This window comes from Herbivorax alkaliphila, from assembly GCF_030848475.1.
GTDB lineage: Bacteria > Bacillota > Clostridia > Acetivibrionales > Acetivibrionaceae > Herbivorax.
In genome coordinates, this window is sequence record NZ_JAVDDS010000054.1 from 1 (window position 1) to 23152 (window position 23152).

16 protein-coding genes are annotated in these 23152 nt (G+C 32.6%); 8 read left to right on the forward strand and 8 right to left on the reverse strand.

Going from position 1 to position 23152, the window contains the following annotated elements:
• Positions 1-113 precede the first annotated feature (113 nt).
• The 5 genes from RBH29_RS14980 to dinB all read left to right on the forward strand — a co-directional run bounded on the left by RBH29_RS14980 (position 114) and on the right by dinB (position 5313).
• Positions 114-398, forward strand: a complete 285-nt coding sequence (locus RBH29_RS14980) for a FeoA family protein (protein ID WP_306697745.1) — start codon at positions 114-116, stop codon at positions 396-398.
• Positions 399-547: 149 nt separating this feature from the next.
• Positions 548-1090, forward strand: coding sequence for a class I SAM-dependent methyltransferase (locus RBH29_RS14985; RefSeq protein ID WP_306697746.1), 543 nt, complete (start codon positions 548-550; stop codon positions 1088-1090).
• 35 nt (positions 1091-1125) lie between these two features.
• Entirely contained in the window at positions 1126-2151 is a 1026-nt protein-coding gene (locus tag RBH29_RS14990) for a lysylphosphatidylglycerol synthase transmembrane domain-containing protein (protein WP_306697747.1), read from the forward strand.
• A 41-nt stretch (positions 2152-2192) separates the two neighbouring features.
• Entirely contained in the window at positions 2193-3974 is a 1782-nt protein-coding gene (locus RBH29_RS14995; protein WP_306697748.1) for a ferrous iron transporter B, read from the forward strand.
• A gap of 133 nt (positions 3975-4107) precedes the next feature.
• Positions 4108-5313, forward strand: a complete 1206-nt coding sequence (gene dinB, locus RBH29_RS15000) for a DNA polymerase IV (protein WP_306697749.1) — start codon at positions 4108-4110, stop codon at positions 5311-5313.
• Positions 5314-5583: 270 nt separating this feature from the next.
• On the opposite strand, the gene RBH29_RS15005 is transcribed toward dinB, so the two are convergent.
• The 3 genes from RBH29_RS15005 to RBH29_RS15015 all read right to left on the reverse strand — a co-directional run bounded on the left by RBH29_RS15005 (position 5584) and on the right by RBH29_RS15015 (position 11938).
• Positions 5584-5985 carry a YbaN family protein gene (locus tag RBH29_RS15005; protein ID WP_306697750.1) on the reverse strand — a complete coding sequence of 134 codons (402 nt, stop codon included), beginning with the start codon at positions 5983-5985 and terminating at the stop codon, positions 5584-5586.
• Positions 5986-6225: 240 nt separating this feature from the next.
• A complete protein-coding gene (gene katG, locus RBH29_RS15010) occupies positions 6226-8418 on the reverse strand; it encodes a catalase/peroxidase HPI (RefSeq protein WP_306697751.1) in 2193 nt (730 codons plus the stop codon).
• A 169-nt stretch (positions 8419-8587) separates the two neighbouring features.
• Entirely contained in the window at positions 8588-11938 is a 3351-nt protein-coding gene (locus tag RBH29_RS15015; protein ID WP_306697752.1) for a DUF6055 domain-containing protein, read from the reverse strand.
• A 329-nt stretch (positions 11939-12267) separates the two neighbouring features.
• Here RBH29_RS15015 and RBH29_RS15020 point away from each other — a divergent pair, with 329 nt between their 5' ends.
• The 3 genes from RBH29_RS15020 (at position 12268) to RBH29_RS15030 (ending at position 18801) form a co-directional block, all read left to right on the forward strand.
• A complete protein-coding gene (locus RBH29_RS15020; RefSeq protein WP_306697753.1) occupies positions 12268-12549 on the forward strand; it encodes an FAD-linked oxidase C-terminal domain-containing protein in 282 nt (93 codons plus the stop codon).
• Positions 12550-12573: 24 nt separating this feature from the next.
• Positions 12574-13281: a pseudouridine synthase gene (locus RBH29_RS15025; RefSeq protein ID WP_306697754.1), complete on the forward strand. Its 708-nt coding sequence runs from the start codon at positions 12574-12576 to the stop codon at positions 13279-13281.
• A gap of 330 nt (positions 13282-13611) precedes the next feature.
• Positions 13612-18801, forward strand: coding sequence for a diguanylate cyclase (locus RBH29_RS15030; RefSeq protein ID WP_306697755.1), 5190 nt, complete (start codon positions 13612-13614; stop codon positions 18799-18801).
• 351 nt (positions 18802-19152) lie between these two features.
• Here the strand turns inward: RBH29_RS15030 and RBH29_RS15035 are convergent, their stop codons facing one another.
• The 5 genes from RBH29_RS15035 to RBH29_RS15055 all read right to left on the reverse strand — a co-directional run bounded on the left by RBH29_RS15035 (position 19153) and on the right by RBH29_RS15055 (position 22938).
• On the reverse strand, positions 19153-19590 hold the full coding sequence (locus RBH29_RS15035) for an ImmA/IrrE family metallo-endopeptidase (protein WP_306697756.1): 438 nt from the start codon (positions 19588-19590) through the stop codon (positions 19153-19155).
• A 1-nt stretch (position 19591) separates the two neighbouring features.
• A complete protein-coding gene (locus RBH29_RS15040; protein WP_306697757.1) occupies positions 19592-20980 on the reverse strand; it encodes an AAA family ATPase in 1389 nt (462 codons plus the stop codon).
• A gap of 293 nt (positions 20981-21273) precedes the next feature.
• Positions 21274-21567: a PD-(D/E)XK nuclease domain-containing protein gene (locus RBH29_RS15045; RefSeq protein WP_306697760.1), complete on the reverse strand. Its 294-nt coding sequence runs from the start codon at positions 21565-21567 to the stop codon at positions 21274-21276.
• A gap of 202 nt (positions 21568-21769) precedes the next feature.
• A complete protein-coding gene (locus RBH29_RS15050; RefSeq protein WP_306697758.1) occupies positions 21770-22141 on the reverse strand; it encodes a UPF0158 family protein in 372 nt (123 codons plus the stop codon).
• Between the two features lie 143 nt (positions 22142-22284).
• Positions 22285-22938, reverse strand: a complete 654-nt coding sequence (locus RBH29_RS15055) for a hypothetical protein (RefSeq protein ID WP_306697759.1) — start codon at positions 22936-22938, stop codon at positions 22285-22287.
• Between the last annotated feature and the right edge of the window lie 214 nt (positions 22939-23152).

Below are 23152 nucleotides of genomic sequence, written 5' to 3' on the forward strand. Positions count from 1 at the left end.
CCGTCCCCAAATTGAATGTGTTTGCTCTTGACAAAATAAAAAATTTGTTTTATAATTAAAGTAAATGAAAATCATTATCGTTAAGAACTTGTTAAGAAAGGACGTGGCTTTAAATGGCTGTAGAAGTTAATAGATTACGAAAAAGCAATAACATTACAAAAAAGGTCTATAGATTTTCAAATATATCTTTAAAACAATTAACATGTGGTGACGAAGGAACAATTGTGAATGTGCCATCAGGCTCTCATTTAGCTTCCCTAGGTTTTAGAATCAATAAAACCGTAACCATTATGGCAAAAGGAATACTTAACGGACCTATACTATGCTCTATTGATGGAAGAAATATTGCCTTAGGTCAAAAGGTTGCTCAATACATCATAGTAGATTGTTCAAACTAAATGTTCTTACCAGTATAGTATTTTTATTATGGAACCTTAAAAATTGTTATTGTTAAAAATGTACATCAATTTAAGTTAAAGATTACGCTTAAATTGATGTTTTAGTGTACAAAGAATAAATTCTAAAGAGCCATTGGAGGTTTTAGCTTATGAAAAAACTCTTTAAATCATTAGAAAAATTAATATGCCGATTTTATCCTATATTTCAGCTATATCATAACCTATATAAGGATGTAGTAAAAAAAGAAGTTGAATTGGCTGGCATTACAAAAGATGATGTTGTTCTAAATGTTGGTTGTGGAGCAATTCCTTTTACTGCTCTTCATGTAGTTGAAATGACAGGAGCAAAAGTAATTGCCTTAGATAAGGACAGGAAAGCTGTTAAAATGGCTAGAAAATACTTAAAAAAATACAAACTAGATAGAAATATTGAAATAAAATTAGGGGATGGGACATCGGAGAAACTTCCACCTTTTACGGTCGCAATCATTGCACTGCACATAAAGGACAAGGATAAAATGCTTGAAAGCTTGAAGGCTTTTGGAAATTCAAGAGGAAGGATTATTTTTCGACAACCGGTAGATGAGCACAAAGAAGAATATGGCTATTTGACCGATAAATATCAACCGGATGAAAAATCTTTTCAAAAGATGAAAACTTTCAAAGAATCCTGTCTATTTTTAATTCCGTAGCAGAGGTTAGAAAAAAGAAGTGGGGGGAAATAGACTTGAAGAAAACTTTTTTATTAATAGTGGGAATTGCATTATGTTTAGTGGTTGTCTTAGTGCTTGGCTGGGAGGATGTATATACTGTTATCAGCCGTATAAGCATATCACAATTGCTATATTTAACCATATTACAATTAGCCACCCTGTTTTCAACTACCTATATATTGCATTACTTACTAAAACAAAAATCTCCTACGGTTTCGTTAGGTAGCGTTTTTGGCATTAATTTAGCAGGTTCCTTTGTAGAAAGTGTGACACCATCGGTAAAAGTAGGGGGAGAAGCCTTAAAGGTCTATTTAATGCAAAAGGAAACTGGACTAGAGTATTCACAACTTACCGCTATAACCTTATTGAGTAAGTTTTTTTCTATGCTGCCTTTTTTGGTAATTAGTTTTATAACATTATGTGTGGCTTTTTTCAGCTTTGAAATACCTGTTTTTGTTTATTTAGCCTTTATAGGTTTGTCATTATTTTTTGTGCTTTTTTTGTTGCTATTTAATTTACAAGGATTAAACTTGCATGTTGTGGCTAGTAGAATTTTTAACAAAAAAAAGACGTATCCCCCCCTTATTACTAAGATCTTTCATAAGATTAATAAAATATATGATTTTATGATACAAACCTCCATTCAGTCTAAAACAGTTATTAGAGCTAAACATAAAAGAATTTTTCTTTTTGCTATTGCTTTAATGGTGTGGGCATTGTATCCTTTAAAGGTATATTTGGTTACTAGGATACTAGGTTATGAATTAAATGTCATTGTGGTAATAATTGCAACCTTCACAGCCTATTTAGTGAGCATGATACCTCTATTACCTGGAGGATTAGCTACCTTTGAAGGAAGTATGGCTTTAATTTTAGCCTATGAGGGATTATCTTCTCATGAAGCTTTTTCCATAGCTTTGATGACTCGAGTAATTACTTTTTGGATTCCTCTATTGATTTCTGGAATAGTAATGATTTATTATTTAAATAAAGCAAAGAAATTAAAAAAACTAAGCAGTAAAAAAGTTGAAAGTAGGTGATTGAAATGAAAAATAATTTTAAAGATAAACCTAATATTCTCATGATTGGTCAGCCAAATATCGGTAAAAGTGTGATGTTCAATAATCTTACAGGTTTAAATATTAGTGTAGCAAATTATGTTGGAACCACTGTAGAATTTACTGCCGGTGAAATTAAGCTGGGGAATCATAGCGCAAACCTGATAGATGTTCCAGGCACATATACCCTCGAAATAACCAATGAGGCCGAACGAGTAGCTGTAGAAATGCTTCAGGGAAAAACCAATTCTAAAAAAGTAAATTCTTGTCATGAGGATTCAGGAATTGAGGATTTTACAATAAATCAAAGACCTGAAGGGATTATAGTCGTGATAGATGCCTATAATCTTGAAAGCAGCTTATATCTTTTCTTTCAGGTGCTAGAGTACGAAATCCCTACTATTGCAGTTCTTAATCGTATGGACTTGATTGAAGATTGTGGAGAGAAAATTGATGTAGAATTACTTTCTAAAAAGCTTGGTGTGCCAGTAATCCCAACGGTTGCTGTTGATAAAGAAGGGGTTGAGACTGTAAAGGAAGCCCTAGTACAAATGTTGTTTACAGGAGCTTCTAGTGATTTAAGTCAAGCTGATACAGAAAAAAATCCAGAAGCTCAAAAAGACCTTTGGAAAAAAGCAGAGCAAATTACTAAGGAGGTTAAAACAAAACCAAGTATCCAGAAAAAAACAAAAAGACAAATATGGGGTGAACGTTTAGTTAAACCTTGGCCTGGCTTACCTTTAGCCGCACTTATTTTAATGACTGTGTTCGGGATTGTCGTAGGGCTTGGCATGGGACTTCGCCAGTTTATTTTGCTTCCATTGTTTAGAGGTCTCATTATACCTGCAATAAGTTATTTAATACAACTATTTGTTCCCGAAGGTTTTATACTAGAAGTACTAATTGGGGAATATGGAATATTTGTTAAGGGATTAGAGTGGCCCTTTACTTTAGTTTTACCCTACGTGGTTTCTTTTTATATTGCATTAAGTATATCGGAGGACTGTGGTTATCTGCCAAGACTTGGAGCATTATTGGACGGACTACTAAATAAATTGGGTTTACCAGGTTCTAGTATGGTGCCTCTGCTTTTAGGTTATGGATGTGGAATTCCTGCAATCATGGCCACCAGACAATTAAATACTCGTAAAGAACGTATAACTGTGTCAACTATAGTTTGTTTAGGAATACCTTGTGTGGCACAGACTGGAGCCTTTATTTCTCTATTGGCTGAAAAATCTATTCTGGCATTATTGATGATATTTATATTTTCTTTTTTTGTTATCTTTTCTGCCGGGCTAATCCTCAATAAAATTCTACCAGGAAGTTGTCCTAATACCATATTAGAAATTCCTGAGCTGATGCTTCCTAAGGGTGAGGTGATTTTTAAGAAGGTATGGTCAAAAGTTAAAAATTATATACGCGAGGGTGGTCTACCAATGTTGGCAATTGTTGGTTTTGCTGCAGTGCTTTATGAATCGGGAATTATGGAATCCATTGGAGAGTTTCTTAGTCCACTAGTAGTTAACTGGTTAGGGTTGCCAGCAGAAGCATCGGTACCTTTAATGCTTGGAGTTCTAAGGCGTGAACTGACGGTAGTCCCACTTGTGGAAATGAATCTAAATATGTTACAACTATTCACAGCATCGGTAGTAGGATTATTATATGTTCCTTGTGTAGCAATAATTGCTACTGTTGCTAGAGAATTTAATTTAAAAATGACAGGAATTATATTGTTGTTAACCAGTACATTAGCATTTTTAATAGGTGGAATTGTTATGCGAATTGGTAGTTTGTTTTTTTAAATAATTGTTCTTCACCTTTAATATATACAACCTCTACACCCCAATAAGTTGATTATTTCTTTCTTTTTTATTAAAATTAAGTGTGTGGTATATAAATTGTTTTTGATGCACCTATTTTCACAGGGAGGTTTTTATGCAAAAAGTAATATTTCTTGTTGATATGAATGCTTTTTTTATAAGTTGTGAAATGACGAGAAACCTTTGCCTTGTTGGAAAACCTTCTGCTGTTGCTGGAGATCCAAAAAATCGTTCTGGAATCATTCTAGCAGCAAACTATGAGGCTAGAGCCTTTGGCGTGAAAACAGCAATGGTTATTTATGAGGCTCTAAAACTCTGCCCAAACATTCATTTAGTACCACCTGACCATCCTTTTTATGAATTTAAGTCTAAACAAGTTATGGACTTACTATCAAATTATTCTCCTGTTGTTGAACAAAATAGTATTGATGAAGCATGGCTTGACATGACTGGTATGGAAGGATTATTTGGTTCTCCACTAGAATCATCGGAGAAAATTATGAACGAAATTAAAGATACTCTTGGGCTTTGGTGTTCAATTGGTATTTCCGAAAACAAGTTCCTTTCTAAGATGGCCTCAGAGCTAAAGAAACCACTTGGCATTACTGAACTCTGGAAACATGATATTCCAACTAAACTTTGGCCTCTATCAGTAAAGTCAATGTATGGAATTGGCAAAAAAACTGCCGATAAACTCAATCAATTGGGAATACAAACAATTGGAGAGCTTGCTAAATTTGATAGAAGGCACCTTGTGAAAACCCTTGGAAAGTATGGAGATGAAATTCATTTACACGCAAACGGTCATGATACCTCTCCAATAAAACCTCATATGTCTGGGGAAATGAAATCAATAGGACGTTCGACAACACTTTCTCATGATGTTAACGATATTGAAAAAGCTAAACTAGTTTTATTAGAACTCACTGACGATATTGGTATGACAGCAAGAAAGTATGGAAAAAAGGGACGTACTATACATATAACACTAAAATACACCAACTTTAAAGTTATCACCAGACAAACTACAATATCACCAACCTGTGCAACTAACGATATTTATCAAGCTGGCTGTGCTTTACTTGAAAAAAATTGGAATAGATTTCGCCCTATCAGATTAATAGGAATTAGCATATCAGGATTTGATGAGAATTATAGAGAAGGTCAATTATCACTCTTTGACCTTTGGGAAGATAATATAAAAGATGACAAGTTTGAACGAATCGACAGAGCTATGGATAAAATACGAACCAAACACGGCACTAACAAAATAAGTCGTGCCGCATTAGTACAAAAAAAGCTTTCAAACTCTAAAGACTGAGCAGTTTTTTACGTTTCTTGGTTCTTAACGCAATTTTACTTGGCAACAACCACCTTAGCGTAGGAACTACCTATTCTCTCTCAAGAACAAGTTTATAACATATTTTTCAAACTGTTTAAAGTTTTTATTAAAAGCCATCGCTCTAACACCTAAAGTACCTTGTAGCACTTTATCTTATTCTAAGTCCCCACCTTCTATAAGATAGAGTTGCCCTTATAAATCTTCAGATGGAGTTGACTCTCCACCTAAAGTCTCGATGTTTAGCTTTAGCTAAACCAGTTCACTAAATCCTTTTATTTCATCAACCCCAAGGGTTTTTAACATTAATAGATGAATAGTAACACCTATTCCAACTGCAACTAAAATAAACCTTACATACAAAATTGGTACTAGAAACATTGAAATACTAAGTGATAACCAAAGTAAAATTATAGAACCAATCTTTGTTTTTTTTGATATTGCTCTGTAAGTTAAATAACAGTATATGTAACAGCCAAAAACTTTATGAGTAATCAACCAATTATATAATCTTTTAGAACTTCGTATATAAAAAAATGAAGCTAATAAAAGAAAAGGAGTAGTGGGAAGTAGCGGTAGAAAAATCCCTAGTATAGCTAAAACTACAGATATTGAACCAAATAGAATAAACAAGCATTTTTTTATACAATTCATTTTTGCCCTCCCCAGTTTTTTTGAGTTTTACTTTCTAACTTAATATTTTACATCAAATGAAAAATATAGCTATATGAATTGCAATAAATATTAATCATAAAGCTATTCTATTTATCAGCATTTCAACTGAAGTCTTAGAATGAAATAACCTTTATATAGAAATATTTTTCAAGGGCTGGCAACAAAACAACCTTGCCACCAGCCCTTTTAACAAGATATTAAGTTCTTGTCACAAAATTTTTAACACAAATCAAAACGATCTGCATTCATTACTTTGTTCCATGCCTTAACAAAATCTTTTGCAAATTTTTCTTTTCCATCATCACTTGCGTACACCTCTGCAATGGCACGAAGCTCAGAATTCGAACCAAATACCAAGTCAACACGGGTACCAGTCCACTTTAATTCACCTGTCTTACGGTCTTTTCCTTCAAAAACATTACAGTCTTTAGAAGCTGGGTTCCATTCAGTGTCCATATCCAATAGATTTGTAAAAAAGTCATTTGTAAGGCTTTCAGGATTCTTTGTAAAGACTCCATGCTGAGAATTATTATAATTAGCATTTAGCACTCTCATACCACCAACTAAAACTGTCATCTCAGGTGCAGTCAATCCTAATAATTGAGCCTTGTCTACAAGCATTTCTTCTGATCTAACTCCAAATTTACCTTTAATATAATTTCTAAATCCATCTGCTTTTGGCTCTAAAACTGAAAAAGAATCTACATCAGTTTGTTGCTGAACCGCATCTGAACGCCCTGGTGTAAATGGAACAGATAACTCAAATCCAGCATTTTTAGCCGCTTTTTCAACAGCTGCACATCCAGCTAAAACTATAATATCTGAAAGAGAAATTTTCTTGCTTCCTGACTGATTAGCGTTAAAATCATCTTTTATTTTTTTAAGAGAATTAATTACATTTTGCAGTTTTTCTGGTTGATTTACTTCCCAATCTTTTTGAGGAGCCAAGCAAATTCGCGCTCCATTAGCTCCACCACGTTTGTCAGAGCAACGGAAAGTAGATGCTGATGACCAAGCTGTATAAACCAATTCAGAAACTGAAAGACCTGTATTGATAATCTTTTTCTTAAGGTCTTCTATATCACATTCATCAATTAACTCATAATCCACTTCAGGGACTGGATCTTGCCAAATAAATTCTTCCTCTGGAACTTCTGATCCTAAGTAGCGTGAAGATGGCCCCATATCACGATGAGTTAACTTAAACCATGCACGGGCAAAAGCATCAGCAAACTCCTGCGGGTTATCCTTAAATCTCATTGCTATAGGTTTGTAAATTGGATCCATCCTTAAGGCAAGATCAGCTGTAGTCATTATTGTTGGACGTTTTTTATTAGCATGTCCGTCTGTTACGAGGTCTTCATCGTCAGGATTAACAGGAATCCATTGCCATGCACCAGCAGGACTTTTAACAAGATTCCAATCATATTTAAATAGAATCTCTAAATAACTATTGTCCCATTTTGTAGGAGTAGGCGTCCAAGCTCCGTCTATACCACTAGTAATGGTATCACTACCTTTACCAATACCCATACTGTTTTTCCAACCTAGTCCCTGCTCTTCAATTCCAGCCGCCTCTGGTTCAGGACCGACATTTTTAGGATCCCCCGCACCGTGACATTTACCAAAGGTATGACCTCCAGCAACTAAAGCAACAGTTTCCTCATCGTTCATAGCCATACGGGCAAAAGTCTCGCGAACATCTTTTGCAGAAGCAAGAACATTTGGTTCTCCATTTGGGCCTTCTGGATTTACATATATTAAGCCCATTTGCACTGCTGCCAAGGGATTTTCCAGTTCTCTATCACCAGAATAACGTTTATCCCCAAGCCATTCATTCTCAGAACCCCAATAAACATCTTCTTCAGGCTCCCATATATCTTCACGTCCACCAGCAAACCCAATGGTTTTAAATCCCATTGATTCTAAGGCACAATTACCAGTCAAAATCATCAAATCTGCCCATGAAATTTTATTACCGTATTTCTTTTTTATAGGCCAAAGTAAACGACGTGCTTTATCAAGATTACCATTGTCAGGCCAACTATTTAAAGGTGCAAATCTTTGGGCACCAGAACCTGCACCTCCACGCCCATCTCCTAAGCGATATGTACCTGCACTATGCCATGCCATTCTAATAAAAAGCCCTCCATAGTGACCATAATCTGCTGGCCACCAATCCTGTGAATCTATCATTAAATCATATAAATCTTTTTTTACTGCCTCAAGGTCAAGCTTTTTAAATTCATCAGCATAATTAAATTCTTCTCCTAATGGATTTCTCATAGGAGGGTTCTGATGAAGCATCTTCAGATTTAACTGATTTGGCCACCAATGCTGGTTTTTAGTTCCGTTACTATCTTTTTTCTCTCGCATCATTCCTGTTACAGGACATCTTACTTCTTCACTCATTAAATTTTCCTCCTTTTTAAAATTTTGCTTCGACACTTTAGTGCAAGTAATTATAGACCTTGTTTTTCACTTTAAATACTATAGAATATTACCTAATTCTCTTTTATACTTTATACCCTTGAAAAATAACTTTAATCAGTTAAGCTAAAATTCAATTCAAGAACCGTCCCTAATTTGAGTTTAGTATATATCTTGTTAATAAAGTATAGTCTGTTGAGTCTATAACTCCATCTCCATTAATATCTGCAGCAAGCTTTCCTTCTGAATAGGGGAAATCATCTATAATCTCAAGGAGATATCTTTTCATCAATGCAGCATCTGTAGAATCAACCAAATTATCACCATTAACATCGCCAAGTATAAAAGCTGGAGCATCAACGCTTAAAAGTTCATCTATATCTTCTGAATTTAATGCATAATTATAAATTCGAAAATCATCTATTCGACCATTTAGATATGGATCAGGATATTGAGACTTGCCAATATAATTATTAGATGTAGCTCCTAAATCTTTTGGTGTTATGGTTATATTACTGTTTCTACCTACTTCTTCCCCATCTACATATAATATACCAGTTCCGTTTGAAAGAGTAACTGCTACATGAATCCATTCATCTGTCTTTAAATCTATTGGTGCATTTATTCTTTGTTCTGTACCACCGTTTTTTATTGCAAACCTTAAATTATCTCCTCCCGAGCTTGGAGTTAGAAACATATTAACATCAGTATCGTTTCCAAAATCAAATATTCTTTGCCAGGTATTTATTGTCTCTAAATTTATCCAAGTAGCAATAGTAAAATCAGAAACGCCCTCTAAGATTCCTTCTGGAAGTTCAACATATTGATTTACACCATTTAACTGAACAGAATTTCCACTTATACCTCCAGTAAAATCAGCTCCATTTTCTAAAACTGCATCTTTGTTTTTTTCTGCCCAATCCTTTGCAGTTGTGCCGGTAGATTCATCAAATTTATAATGGGCAATTTGTTCTGGAATTACAGGCTCTCTAGGAACTTCACCAGTTTTGAAATATATATTAAAATAATCAATTGCACCTTTAAAAAGAGCATCTGATTGACTTGCACCTCTACCTATATAATTACAACTGCTCTCATAGTTAACATTAGGTGGATTTAGGTCTTCAGGTTTTATTGAAACATTATAATCCACAGCAGAAATACTATCGTCAACATATAAAATTGCAGCTTCATTTGACAAAACAACTCTTATATCAGTCCATCTATCTACAGGTAACGAAGAATTTCCCGTTAAGGTATTGATGGTATCTCCATCTTTTATTACAAACTTTACCTTTCCATTTTCATCAGAAGGTGTTAAATACATGCTTTTTTCTTTAGATGCACCAAAAGTAAACAGCTTTTGATTAGCTTCTCCCCCATCCCATCTAATAGATGTCTGTATTTCCATTTCTTTTAAATCAGACACAGACTTTTCTAATACTATATATTGATCAACACCGTTTAACTGAATAACTCCCTGTCTATTGTCAAGAGTTGATCTCCATGTAGGACTTCCTCTCAATATACCATGAGTAACTCCATGAGTATCTAAAGCATATAGAGAACTTTCAGAGCTAAATTCATATCCTGCATACATACCATTTGTATAAAGTCTGTTGCTTGCATAATCCTGACCTCTGTTCCATCCAAAAGCAGTTCCAGCTGTTACACTGGTACTATCTGAATAGTCACCATCAATCATACCCTGCCCACTTACACTTCCTCTCCCTCTGGCTTCAACTGTCCCCTTAGCAACCCCATTGTCTGTAATAGTATAATCGCCTGACAGTACAGCACTTTCAAGAACTCTTGAGTTTCCACTAGCTTGTGAGTTATCAAGCATTACAGCAAAATCTCTTACTTTTGCATTTTCCCTTACAACAGCTCTACCTTTAACTAATGCATGTCCACTAATTACTGCATTACCTGATACAACAGCATTATCTTTGACAACAGCAAAATCTTCAATACGTGCATCATCATTAACCCTAGCTCTACCTAGAACTACTGCATTTGACCCTACATATGCAGTAGAGGCAACAGTTGCAGTTCTTTCTACAAAGCCTCCTCCATTTGGATGAGAACTTCCTGAAAGTCGTGATGTATTTGTGCTTTCTTCGTGTGGAACTGCTCCTGTTATCTGAACTTCGTATGGAAACCTAGCTTTTGCCGGAGATTTTTGATATGGAGCATCTCTTTCATCTTCAAAAGCACTTACAGGTAATATGTCTGGGGTGGCAATTACAACTAAATATACAGTATTTTCACTTGAAGATAAAGTAATTGCGTTAACACCATCATTCCAAAGACTAGAATATCTTGTACTGCCAGTTGAATCATCGACAACAACTATACAAGCTCTCCAATCAGAACCCCTTTCCTCATCAACTAGACCATTAAAGTTAACTGATAACTCTCTTCCTTTGCCTGAATCTGTGGGTTCTAAAGGGATTATGTTCATTCCAGTTTGCTGTGGAGCTCTTTCTATTGGAACTCTCCACCAATCATCTTTATCACTTACTGCTACCAATTGTGTAAGAACAATTTGCTTATTATGATCCTCAGAAATCATCTGATTATATCGTCTTTGGTAAATCTCTTTTTGAACAAAATCCTGAGTTGCCATGCGTTTTGCATAATGCCCTAATGTGTCTTTAATACAAACATCAGGTGAAAGTCTATCTATTGTAAGAATTGGATGTTCCCCACGTAATGCTTCCTGCTGAATTCTCTTTACAAAATCCTCCCCATAATGAGAATAATTTTCAGGGTTTTCTGTTACATACTGTAAAATAGGCCATGACTGATAATAAGTTTTTCCATGAGCCATAAAAAGATTTAAATTTTTGTAAAGAGGTTCAAAAAAATCAGTATCAGGTCCATACTCCCTTCCATCAAATTCGTAGTAAGAACTATACAGATACTGTTCTCTAAACCAGTTGGCTACTGACTCCCACCAAGGTCCTGTTATATCATTATTAACCCATGATTCCAAATGCATTGTAAGTACATGTCCAAATTCATGCGGCACTACCCATGACGGAGGATCCACTCTCATAGCAGCTGAATCTAGAATCATATATCCAAAGCCATCTCTGTCTCCAGACATAAAAGCCCATCCTTCTTCATGTTGTGACAACCCAGTTCGTGTTATATACAGGTTGGTTTTATACTTTTGACCATCCCTATTTCTTGAATAAATAGATTGTGAAGGCTCAACCATACCCATGTCATCAATAAACAATTCCCACATATTTTCTAGATTTCTTAAATTTCCTTCTATAAAGGAATCGTTTACAAGTCCTGTCTCATCATTATTACCCCATATAATCTGAAAGTGCTCTGATGTTGCACGATTTACATTAGAATCCGACATTGAATAATATGGATCCCTTGCTATGTACTCATCTGATGCCCAAACCAACTGACTTGGTATTGTGGTAAAAAACATAAGCAAAATACACAAAAAACAACAATTCAATACAGTTTTCTTTTTCATTTTCTTACCTCCCAAAATTAAAATATGTTGAACCCCACAAAAATTTATGTACATTATTTTTATCTTGTTATAACATTCCACCTAAAGCCTCGATGTTTAGCTTTAGCTAAACGAGTTTACTTCTTTTCTATATATTATCTGTTACAGTTATTCGATAAAAATAGTAATTTTGATACGTTCCAAATTGAAATGATTTAAATAAAATTATACATATTTATCTGTATCATACAAATAATCACGTTAACCCTATAATGGCATGTTACTGACAACGTTTAAAGGGATGGATTTTCAATTCAAATAAGATATTCAATTCAAGAACCGTCACTAAATTGAATTTACATTTAGATACTCCAGATGGCACTTATGATGTTATAATAGAAGTTGAGTCTAGAGAGTTTCCTAGAGGAAGACTGTGTAAAACAACCAGAAAACAAATAACAGTAAAGGTTAATATGAACGAAGATAATTATACAATAAAGATAGATCAATTAGGAAAATTGAAAGTCAATTTTCTTAAAATGATGTACTGCAAAGAGGGTATAATAGAAATGATGGCAGTCAAGAATGTATTTGATTCACAAAATATATTAAACATAGGAAATTTATTTTAGACAAATAAAATTAAGGGGATATATATGAGAATAAATAAATTTATTAGTTCTACAGGACTTTGCTCAAGGAGACAAGCAGATGAACTAGTTAGGCAAGGAATAGTGAAGGTTAATAATAAAATAGCTGAAATTGGACTAACAGTATCTCCAGAGGATAAGATTGAGGTCAATGGTAAACTATTAAAAACAGAAAATACGTATGTCTATATTGCTTTAAATAAACCAGTAGGTATTACATGCACAACTGAACGACATGTAAGTGGGAATATCATTGATTTTATAAATCACTCGAAAAGAATTTTCCCAATAGGTAGATTAGACAAAGATTCGGAGGGATTAATTCTTCTTACAAATGATGGGGATATTGTTAATAAAATTTTAAGGAATGAAAATAACCATGAAAAGGAGTATATTGTAACTGTAAACAAAGTAATTAATCCATCTTTTATTGAAAACATGTCAAATGGAGTAAAAATTTATAACCCTGTCAAGAACGAATATACATTGACAAAACATTGCAAGATAGAAAAAATAAACAGTAGAACATTTAAAATTATATTATCTCAAGGATTAAATCGTCAAATTAGGAAAATGTGTACCCGTTTTGGCTATAAGGTAGTAAGCCTAAAGCGCATTCGTATTATGAATATTAAACTGGATAAGTTATCTGTGGGGGCATGGAGAAATCTTACACAAGAAGAGATTAGAATTCTACTAAATATGATAAATTAATATGTTGGCAACATTTCTTTATTTTACAGTACAGGAATCTGAAATAGATAGGTATTTGCCTTTTTCACAATACCTTATCAAACCCTGTTTTTCAATATTAAAATTAAAAATCATCCCCAAAATACCCATGAACTTTATTTTATATTTCAATATTAACTTTTATAGTAAAAATTAATATTAAAATTTTCCTTGAATTTACTCATTAACAATAATATAATTATAAATATTAGCAAATCTTGCTAATGTTTGAGGTAATTTTCGTTATTCCTTAGTAATTAGCCGAAATTCGTATTGTATTTTGCATCATGAAAATAATGGGGGCAATTTATTATGATTAATTTACCAGGATATGAAATTAATGAACAGCTTTTCAAAAGTTATAATACAACAATATTTAAAGGAAAAAGTAATTTAGATAATACTAATGTTATTGTAAAAGTCTTAAACAAGGAATATCCTTCAACGGAAACACTAGGTAATTTTAGAAGGGAATATTTTATCACAGAAAAACTGTCTGGCGATAAAATTATAAAAGCATCTAAACTTGAGAACTTTAATAATAGTTTAGCTATTGTCATGGAAGATTTTGGAGGTAAATCTTTGGCTGATGTTTTAAAAACCAATGAATTGGATATAAAAGAAAAACTGATGCTTTCTATTGATATAGTTGATGCATTAATGCAAATTCACGAGCAAAAGGTGATTCATAAAGATATAAATCCTTCTAACATTATTATTAACATGAGAACAAAACAAGTCAAGATTATTGATTTTGGGATTTCTGCCAATCTCAAGATGGAGAATCCGCAAAATTCATCTTTTATAGAGGGTACAGTACAATATATTTCTCCTGAACAGACAGGAAAAGTCAATAGGATAATAGACTACAGATCGGATTATTATTCTCTTGGTATTACACTATATGAGATGTTTACAGGAGTATTACCTTTTGATGGAGATGAACTGGAAATAGTTTATGGTCATATGGCCAAAATACCAAAAGAGCCTAAGGTGATTTACAACAAAATTCCTTCTACTATCTCAGATATAATCTTAAGATTACTTGCAAAAAATGCTGAAGATAGATATCAAAGTTTATCGGGCTTAAAATATGATTTGTTATATTGTCTGGAGAATCTGGAATCGGAAGAAAAGCTAGTTAACTTTAAAATTGCACAGAAGGATTTTTTAAACAGGTTTCAGATTCCTCAAAAGCTATATGGAAGAGGAAAAGAGCTTGAAGATTTGAGAAAAATATTTAAAAATCTAGAAACCACTAAATTAAGATTGTTATTGGTATCTGGTTTTTCTGGTATTGGGAAAACCTCCTTAATAAGCGAGATGAATAAAGTAATACTAAATCAAGGAGGTTACTTTATATCAGGTAAATTTAATAGGCTTCAGAGCAATATTCCTTATAGTGCTTCAGTTTTAGCTTTTAGGGATTTGATAAGAAATATAATCTCTGATAAAAATATTGAAGTATGGAAAAGACGATTAATTAATGCATTAGGCTCTAACGGCAAAATTGTTATGGATTTTATTCCTGAACTGAAAGAGATTATTGGCGAACAGCCTGAAGTACCAAAGCTTAACCCTGTGGAAGAAAAAAATAGGTTCCAGATGGTATTTAGAAATTTTATAAAGGTGTTTGCAAGAAAAGAACATCCTCTGGTAATATTTTTGGACGATCTTCAATGGTGTGATTTCCCAACTACAGATTTCTTAAATTATATTCTTACTTCGACAGAAATAGAAAACTTTTTGATTATTGGAGCGTATAGAGACAATGAAATTTCAGAAGGTCATCCCTTAATGTTAATGCTCAATCAAGCAAAAAACATTCCAGGCAGCTCAAATTTTTTAAAGCAAATATATTTGGATCCACTAACGGAACAAGTGGTAAACCAGATGGTTGTCGATACGTTGAATTGCCATAATACAGATACTTGTGCTCTTACGAGCTGTTTATACAGTAAAACTAAAGGAAATCCTTTTTTTACAATACAATTATTGAATTCATTATATGAAAAAGGTTTATTTAAGCTTGACGAAAATGAATTTTGCTGGAAATGGGACATGGAGAAAATAAATGAGGCTCAGATAAGTGACAATGTTGTTGAGTTTATGATACAAACTCTAAACTCACTTCCTGACGATTCATTGGATATTATTAAGAAAGCTTCCTGCATAGGGAATACCTTTGACATAAGAACTCTTTATTATTTATGCGGCGAAATTAAAAATATCTCTCATGCACTATGGATAATAATTGATAAGGACTTGATTATTCCATTAGACATTAATTACAGGCTGCTTCATATGCCAAAAGAGGAATCCATAAAGCCTGATATGAAGATTAAATTCCGTTTTAGTCATGATAGAGTTCAGCAGGCAGCGTATTCAATGATATCCAATGATAATAAGTTGCTAATTCATCGAAAAATAGGAAAACTTCTAAATAGTTTATATTCAGACCAAAATAATTTAGATGATAATATCTTTGAAGTAATTAGCCATTTGAACATTTCAAAAGATTTAATCCAGAAAAAAGATGAACGTATAGAACTGATGGAGTTGAATTATTCAGCTGGTAAGAAGGCAAAAGGCAATGTTGCATATGAAATTGCAAATAACCATTTTAAGGTAGGGAAAACATTATTGACGGAAGAAGAATGGAAGGAATATCCCGATAAGTTATTTGAATTGTCTTATAATTTAGCTGAATCAAATTATTTAGCCAGGAATTTTGAAGAAGCCATTGAACTTTGTGAGAAGTTGTTTATAGTAGCTTCAGATAATATTGAAAAGGCTAGTGTATACTCCTTAAAGGCAAAGGTAATTGAATTTAGAGGTGATAAAAAGAAAAAGGTAATTGAAGAAGTTGCTAAAGGACTCAAATTGTTGGATGTTGATTTGCCAATTGAGGCTTCTGAGATTGAACAAAAGCTTAGTGAAGGCATAGATAAAATGGTTGAATATATAGGTAGTTCTAGTATTGAGAATTTGGTCAATCTTCCTGTTATGACTGATAGAAAAAAGATTATAATCATGAAGATGTTTTTTCAGCTACCAGCAACCGCATATCAGTATAACCCTTCTCTTAGTTTCTTGATGCAGGTTACAGTATTTAACATGGCATTAAATTACGGAGTTACAGAAGTAGCCTGTAAGAATTTTTTAGAGTGTGGAATAATGTTGGGTTCATTACTTGGTAATTATGAGGCAGCTTATCAATTAAATACAGTTAGCTTTGGGCTCTTAAAAAAGTTAAAAGCTGATTCTTTTAAAGCAGGTTGTTATTTTATATTTGCCAATTTTATTTCTCATTGGAGAGCTCATTTTAAAGAATGTCTAGACTATTTTGATATGTGTTTCAAGAGTGGAATGGAGGTGGGTGATCTGTATCATGCCACTTTTGCAGTTGCTTTTAAGGCACCTGTAAACTTATATGTAAATAATAATTTGAATGATTGCAGATCTGAAACTGAGAATACATTGAAATTTTTGAAAAGCTCAAAAGCTAGATTCTTGATAGTTATGCCCGAAATTACCATTCTGGCAATTAATCAATTACAGTCAACCTATGATTTTGAGAAAGAAAGTCTTATATTAAAAGAACTTAACGAGAATCAGGACTTAACGTTTTTGTACGTATTTGGCCATTGTTGTTTGATGGTAAATTATATACTGGGCAATTTAGAGGCAGCAGACAAATGGAGTGCTTTTACTGAACAATATTTTCAATCGGGAACAGGTTTTTATTCACTGCCAGATTTTTATATGTTTAAGTCCTTAACGCTAATAAAAAAATATGAAAAAGCAGATGAAAAAGAAAGAGAAAAAATAATTAAAGCTCTTGTTAAAAGTATTGAAAAGTTGAAAATATGGTCAGATAACTGTCCTCAGAACTTTTTGCATAAATATCTCATTGTACGTGCAGAGTTAGCTAGAATTCAAAAAGAACCTGTTGAAAAAATAATATGCCTTTATAAAGAGTCACTAGACTCTATAAACCTTGGTGATTTCACAAACATGAAGGCACTTATTAATGAGCTGATAGGAGAATTCTGGATTGGTAGAAATGAAGAATTTATCGCAAAGGCATATATAAAAGAGGCATATTACTTATATTCACAGTGGGGAGCGTTCTCTAAAGTACAAAAATTAGAATATAAATACTTCAGGTATTTTTCTGAGTTTGACAAACTTAATTTTAAATCTTTAAACTCAGACCTAAGACCTACACAGACAAAATTTACTGAGGTATTGTCTCTTGATGTTGGGTCTATACTAAAATCTTCGCAGGCTATATCAAGTGAAATAAAGATAGATAGGCTGTTAAAAGTGCTTATGCATACTATTATTGAGAACGCAGGTGCACAATCTGGCTGCCTCTTGTTAGAGCGGGGTGAGGATAGAACTTTTTTTGTAGAGGCTTTAAAAAGTAGACATGTTGAAGAGATTCAAGTTATGCAATCCATTCCGTTTAGTGAAAGCACAGATTTTTGCCCTGAGTTAATCGAGCATGTAATAAGAACTAGGGAAAGCATTGTAATAGACGATGCCGAGAAGGATCAGAGTTGTCAAAAATATGAGTATTTTATTAAAAATAAAACTAAATCAGTGATGTGTATGCCGATAATATACCAGAATGATTTAAAAGGTATTATCTATCTTGAAAATAACCTTATGGGAAATGTATTCACTATGGAGAGACTTGAAACATTAAAAATAATCTCATCACAAATCTCAATATCTATCGAGAATGCACGACTTTATGAAAACCTCGAAGAAAAGGTTAGGGAAAGAACCCTTCAATTGGAACATGCAAATAATGAACTTAAAGAGTTGGCTTTACATGATCCTTTAACAAAACTTCATAATAGAAGATACTTATATGACTATGTATCAAGCTTACCTGAAGAAATTGCTATATCAAAAGAAGTAAAATTTGTTGAAAGACAAAGAAGAAATTCAGATATAGTAGACGATGTAGTAGGTGTATATATGATAGATATCGATTTCTTTAAGGAGGTAAATGATACGTATGGTCATTCAGCAGGAGATAAAGTGCTGATTGCAATAACTGAAGCTTTGAAAAAAAACATAAGAAGTGAAGACTATATAATACGCTGGGGTGGAGAAGAGTTTTTAATCATACTTAACCAAAGAAAAGTTGAGTGTTTGAAGTCATTTTCTAAAAATATTTTGAATGTTGTCAGGCAAACCCCTATAGAATTAGTTGAAGATACAAAAATAAATGTTACCTGCTCAATTGGATGCACATATTTACTACTAGAGCCAAAATTAACAGAAGTGGTTAAATTAGAGCAGATTGTAGATGTTAGCGATTTTGCTATGTACAAAGCAAAAAAAATGGGAAGAAACCGTTCAGTGCATATCAATTTTAAAAACTTGAGTGATTTAAGTAGGGAAGGAATAAAGGATTATTTGATGGAGTTGACAAAAAGTGCAGATATTGATGCTAGATATATTACCATTGAGGAAGTAATCTGATATAGACTAAATATGTAAGGTAACAAATACTGTTCTGGTATTGTCAGCGAAAAGATGTTGAGAAGGCTTTTTACATATGGTAACATGAAAAAACAAGTACATATTTATTTAATGTCTGTTTCCTAATATTTTCAAGTAATATATAGGGATGTAGAAGCATTAAGTGCATATACAAACAAAGGAAGAGGCGGAGGCATTAGTCTTCTCGATAACTTTGTAATTAATTAAAGGAGAGGATGAGATATACATGTATAATAATGGGTTTGTTTATGAAAACAACAGATATGGGATAGATTTTAAAAAAACAGAAAGCGAAGATGATGGATATTTATATGCTGTTAATATTAATGATTATGGAGACAGAATAAAAATTTCTTTAATATCTATTTTGTTTTTATCTATATTATAAGTCCTCATTTCTTGCAAAAGTAATTCTTCATTAATTAGAAACTCAGCTGCAAATCGATTTGCTTTTAATTCATCTTCCGCTATTTTAACATGATTATCAATTTCTTCAACATTTGTTTTTAATATTACTTCTCCTTCATTGTCAAACCACAAATGATATAATTCATGGGCTGCAGCAAATACTTGTTTATCATATGGAATTGCAGTATTTATCCATACAAATGATTTTCCTTTTATTTTTTCACAAAATCCCCAGACTTCTTCATCTTCAATAGGATAATATAACACATTGTTTTCTAATTCTAGTATACTGAATATTTGTCCACCAATTACATCATTCAGCTTAGAATACTCATTTAATTTTTTGAATCTCCTTGCCATTTTATTTGCACAACACAACATCTCCCCTTTTTTCAGCTATTTCAATAAGTTCATCTGTAAAGCCATTAATCCCAAACAGTACAAAGTTTTGTCTACGTTTTTCTCTTTTCCATTCAACAGACTTCGCCTTTTCTTCAAGTGTAGCAAGAACATTGACTCCAACTTTACCTTCCCAGTATTTACACTCTCCAAAAATGATATCATTTCCGTTGCTATCAAAGGCCACAATATCAATTTCTTTATCGCCACTCCACCATCTTCCTACTTTATCAAAAGTGAAATCCCACTTCCCCTTCGCATTCAGATTCCACATTTCTTCTATACAAATATCTTCATAAACATAGCTTATATGTCCATCCACGAGATTCGTCTTTATCTTTTTCATAGCGAGATCTTTTTTTCCAGATTCAATAAAGCTCAAGTTGGGATAAACAAATTTGAACCAGAAAAGAATGAATTTATCCTTTATCTTGTATAACCCCTTCTTGCTTTTTTCAGGATTTTCCTCAGTAATAGGCACTTCTCGCTCTAATATATCTAAGTCTATCAGAGTCTTTAAATATTTAGTAAGTCCTGTCTGCTTCAATTCTAAGCTTGCTGCAATTTTACCAAGTTTTTGATTACCTGCTGCTATTGATTTTATGACAGAAAAGTAGCTTCCCACTTCTGTGACTTCTTGCTGCAAAAGAAAATTTGGTTCATCATAAAGAAAGCTTTGCTTTGACAGCACATTATTATCAATTGCAAGATAAATGTCCTCAAAATCGCAAAAAAGCTCTATATACCTTGGAACACCACCTGTAACCGCATAATACTCTATCAATTCTTTTCGATTTTTTTTGGGAAAAAACTCATGGTAGTATGAAAATGGAATTTGCTTTAATTTTATTTGACCTGTTCTTCTACCGTATAATGGACTTGTATAATTAAGTGTCTGACTTTCCATCATTGATATTAGCGACCCACAAAGAATGAGCATAACATTCTTATCTTTTAAAAAGGTATCCCATATTTTTTGCAATATAGAAGGAAAAGCAGGGTTTGATTTACCTAAATACTGAAATTCATCTATTATAATTAATAATTTTCCCTTCACTGTTTTCGAAAGTAGCGTTTTAAATATGATTTCCCAACTATCCACTTTTGAATTTTTTAGCAACTCATTTTCACAAAAATTTGCCACAGCATCTTTAAACGCGTTTTTATTTTGGAGTTCACTTTCTTCCGTCACAAGAAAATACAAAGCATTTTTATTACTTGAAAAAGCAACAGATAACTCAGTTTTACCAACCCTTCGTCTTCCGTAAAGTACCACCAAAGAAGATCCTTTCCGATTATATTCATTATTCAAAAACTTCATTTCTTCTTCTCTATCAATAAACCTTTTCATTAATAAATCACCCCTCGATATTATTATACTACATATTATTATAATTTCAAGTATAATAATATGTAGTATAATCTTCTTGTTTTCATTATAATTGTCCGATTTATTTTACATTATACAATTTGGCAATTGTACCATAAGTTGATTTTCTTTTCGATTAGACTATTTTGATATTGGAATACATTATTATATCCATCAATGTGATGCAATCCACTATTTTCATTAATTAGTAAGCAATTTCGTTCAACACTTCACTTCTTTTAAATCAGCACCATTTCCAAACTTAAAACTACTATTCAACTAAGCTCTAACTCTACTTCCTTACCCTTAAATCCAACACAAATAACTTTAATATTTCCTTCAAATACTGCTTTAACACCCTCAATATACTTCTTTTCTTCAACCTGTTTTTTTGCTGTCTCAACCAAATATTCTAGTGTTTTTTTCCCTTTTGTACTGTCCCATTTAAATTCAAGTATATATGCCGTTCTTTCTTTGCTTTTTGGTATTAATACAATATCAGGTCTGCCAAGTCCAAACTCTCTATTGCTATATACATTAAAATCAACATTAGCATTCCAAGCATAAATCCATGATGAAAGTTCTCATGCCTATATTCTTGACTTATATAATCTAAATCTTCTTGGTCTTGTTATTATAACTGTTTGATCTGGTCTGTTTTGAAAACAAATTATTTAATAAACTCAATTTCATTATATTCACACCACTCAACTGCCATCTGCTTTAAAGCCTCTTCTTTAAACCTATACCAGTTTTCCTCAATGTTAAATCTTATATGGTATCTTTAAATCGTCTAAATGCTCCCCGACCTTGTATAGCACTTTGTAACACATTACTTATCTTTTCATTATCAATAAAGCAACAAAAACTTTCCATTATTTTGTATTCATTTATATCAAACTTACTTGGAAGTGAAATGTAATTATTCCAGTTAACAATTATATCTAGTGCTTCTTTAATTGTTTCTTGCTGCCATTTAGGGTATTTAAAAAAATCATCTTCTTCTGATAAATCTTCAGCCATAGCTAATTCCTCAGTACCAACAGAAATCAATTTTCCTGTTTTTTTATTTAGAAAACTTCTATATTCATCTGATGCCATTTCCATTTCATCTATAATATCCTCAATTATTAACGGTTTCATAATTTTCATTCCTTTCAAATTACTTTTAATATTTATCCTATTCTAAGACTCCTCCTTATAGAATGTGGAGTTACACTTGTAAATCTTCAGGTGGAGTTAAGTCTCCATCTGAAGTCTCGATGTTTAGCTTTAGCTAAACGAGTTCACTCATCTTCATCTCTATTCTCAGTACAAATATCATCTAAAAATCCATCATCAAGAACAGAACCCATATTTTTATGTGAAACCGAACGTGCTCTTCCCATTTTATAATATTTGCATGATTTAGGACCATAACAAAATGATTCAAATCTATATTTTTTTATATCTTTATCAAAATCCCATTGTATTTCTACATTGGACATATTCGCCCATATACATTGAAAACACTTCGACTTCCATTGATTCTTACTTAATATTCTAGCACCTCTATCCTCATATACATTCATAGAAGGTGGCTTAATTATCCATGGTGGAGGAAATATTATTATTTCATCTTTTTCTCTATTCAAAAGTTTTAAAGCCCCTGCTCTATAGTAATCAGCAAATTCTCTTTTTTCATATTTCTTAGTCCAAGCTGTTCCTTTAATTATATCTCCAACTCTAAATTCACTATTTAATTGTTGTTTTTCAGAAATTGCAACCGTAAAATTTTCCAATCCATTACTACTAAAACCTTCTATAAAAAAATTATATCCTAATAAATAATGCGTTCTGTTATGAACTAGATATCTCCAAACTCTTGCACGAGGTTGAATTGATAAAACTTTACCTTCCCAAGTAATTTTAGAAGATATCTTTTCATTAAAATAATCCACACCTAACAACTCCATTTTTAAAATTTGTCTACCAATAGATTTTACTACATTTAGACTATCAAATCTATAAACTATATTATATCATTTTAAAAAATAAAACTCGATTTTTATATCGAGTTTTAAATTGATTTATGATAATCTAAAATTGAACCCTTAAAATAACTGGCATTTGACATTCTCCTCTCCCTAAAGGAAGAAGAATTCTTGCTTTAGG

What these genes read in the sequence shown, in the direction of transcription:
- RBH29_RS14985 (WP_306697746.1), top strand. Translation starts at nt 548, where the DNA reads ATGAAAAAACTCTTTAAATCATTAGAAAAATTAATATGCCGATTTTAT.
- RBH29_RS15005 (WP_306697750.1), bottom strand. Translation starts at nt 5,985, where the DNA reads ATGAATTGTATAAAAAAATGCTTGTTTATTCTATTTGGTTCAATATCT.
- RBH29_RS15015 (WP_306697752.1), bottom strand. Translation starts at nt 11,938, where the DNA reads ATGAAAAAGAAAACTGTATTGAATTGTTGTTTTTTGTGTATTTTGCTT.
- dinB (WP_306697749.1), top strand. Translation starts at nt 4,108, where the DNA reads ATGCAAAAAGTAATATTTCTTGTTGATATGAATGCTTTTTTTATAAGT.
- katG (WP_306697751.1), bottom strand. Translation starts at nt 8,418, where the DNA reads ATGAGTGAAGAAGTAAGATGTCCTGTAACAGGAATGATGCGAGAGAAA.
- RBH29_RS14995 (WP_306697748.1), top strand. Translation starts at nt 2,193, where the DNA reads ATGATTGGTCAGCCAAATATCGGTAAAAGTGTGATGTTCAATAATCTT.
- RBH29_RS15025 (WP_306697754.1), top strand. Translation starts at nt 12,574, where the DNA reads ATGAGAATAAATAAATTTATTAGTTCTACAGGACTTTGCTCAAGGAGA.
- RBH29_RS14980 (WP_306697745.1), top strand. Translation starts at nt 114, where the DNA reads ATGGCTGTAGAAGTTAATAGATTACGAAAAAGCAATAACATTACAAAA.
- RBH29_RS15035 (WP_306697756.1), bottom strand. Translation starts at nt 19,590, where the DNA reads ATGGCAAGGAGATTCAAAAAATTAAATGAGTATTCTAAGCTGAATGAT.
- RBH29_RS15030 (WP_306697755.1), top strand. Translation starts at nt 13,612, where the DNA reads ATGATTAATTTACCAGGATATGAAATTAATGAACAGCTTTTCAAAAGT.
- RBH29_RS15050 (WP_306697758.1), bottom strand. Translation starts at nt 22,141, where the DNA reads ATGAAACCGTTAATAATTGAGGATATTATAGATGAAATGGAAATGGCA.
- RBH29_RS15040 (WP_306697757.1), bottom strand. Translation starts at nt 20,980, where the DNA reads ATGAAAAGGTTTATTGATAGAGAAGAAGAAATGAAGTTTTTGAATAAT.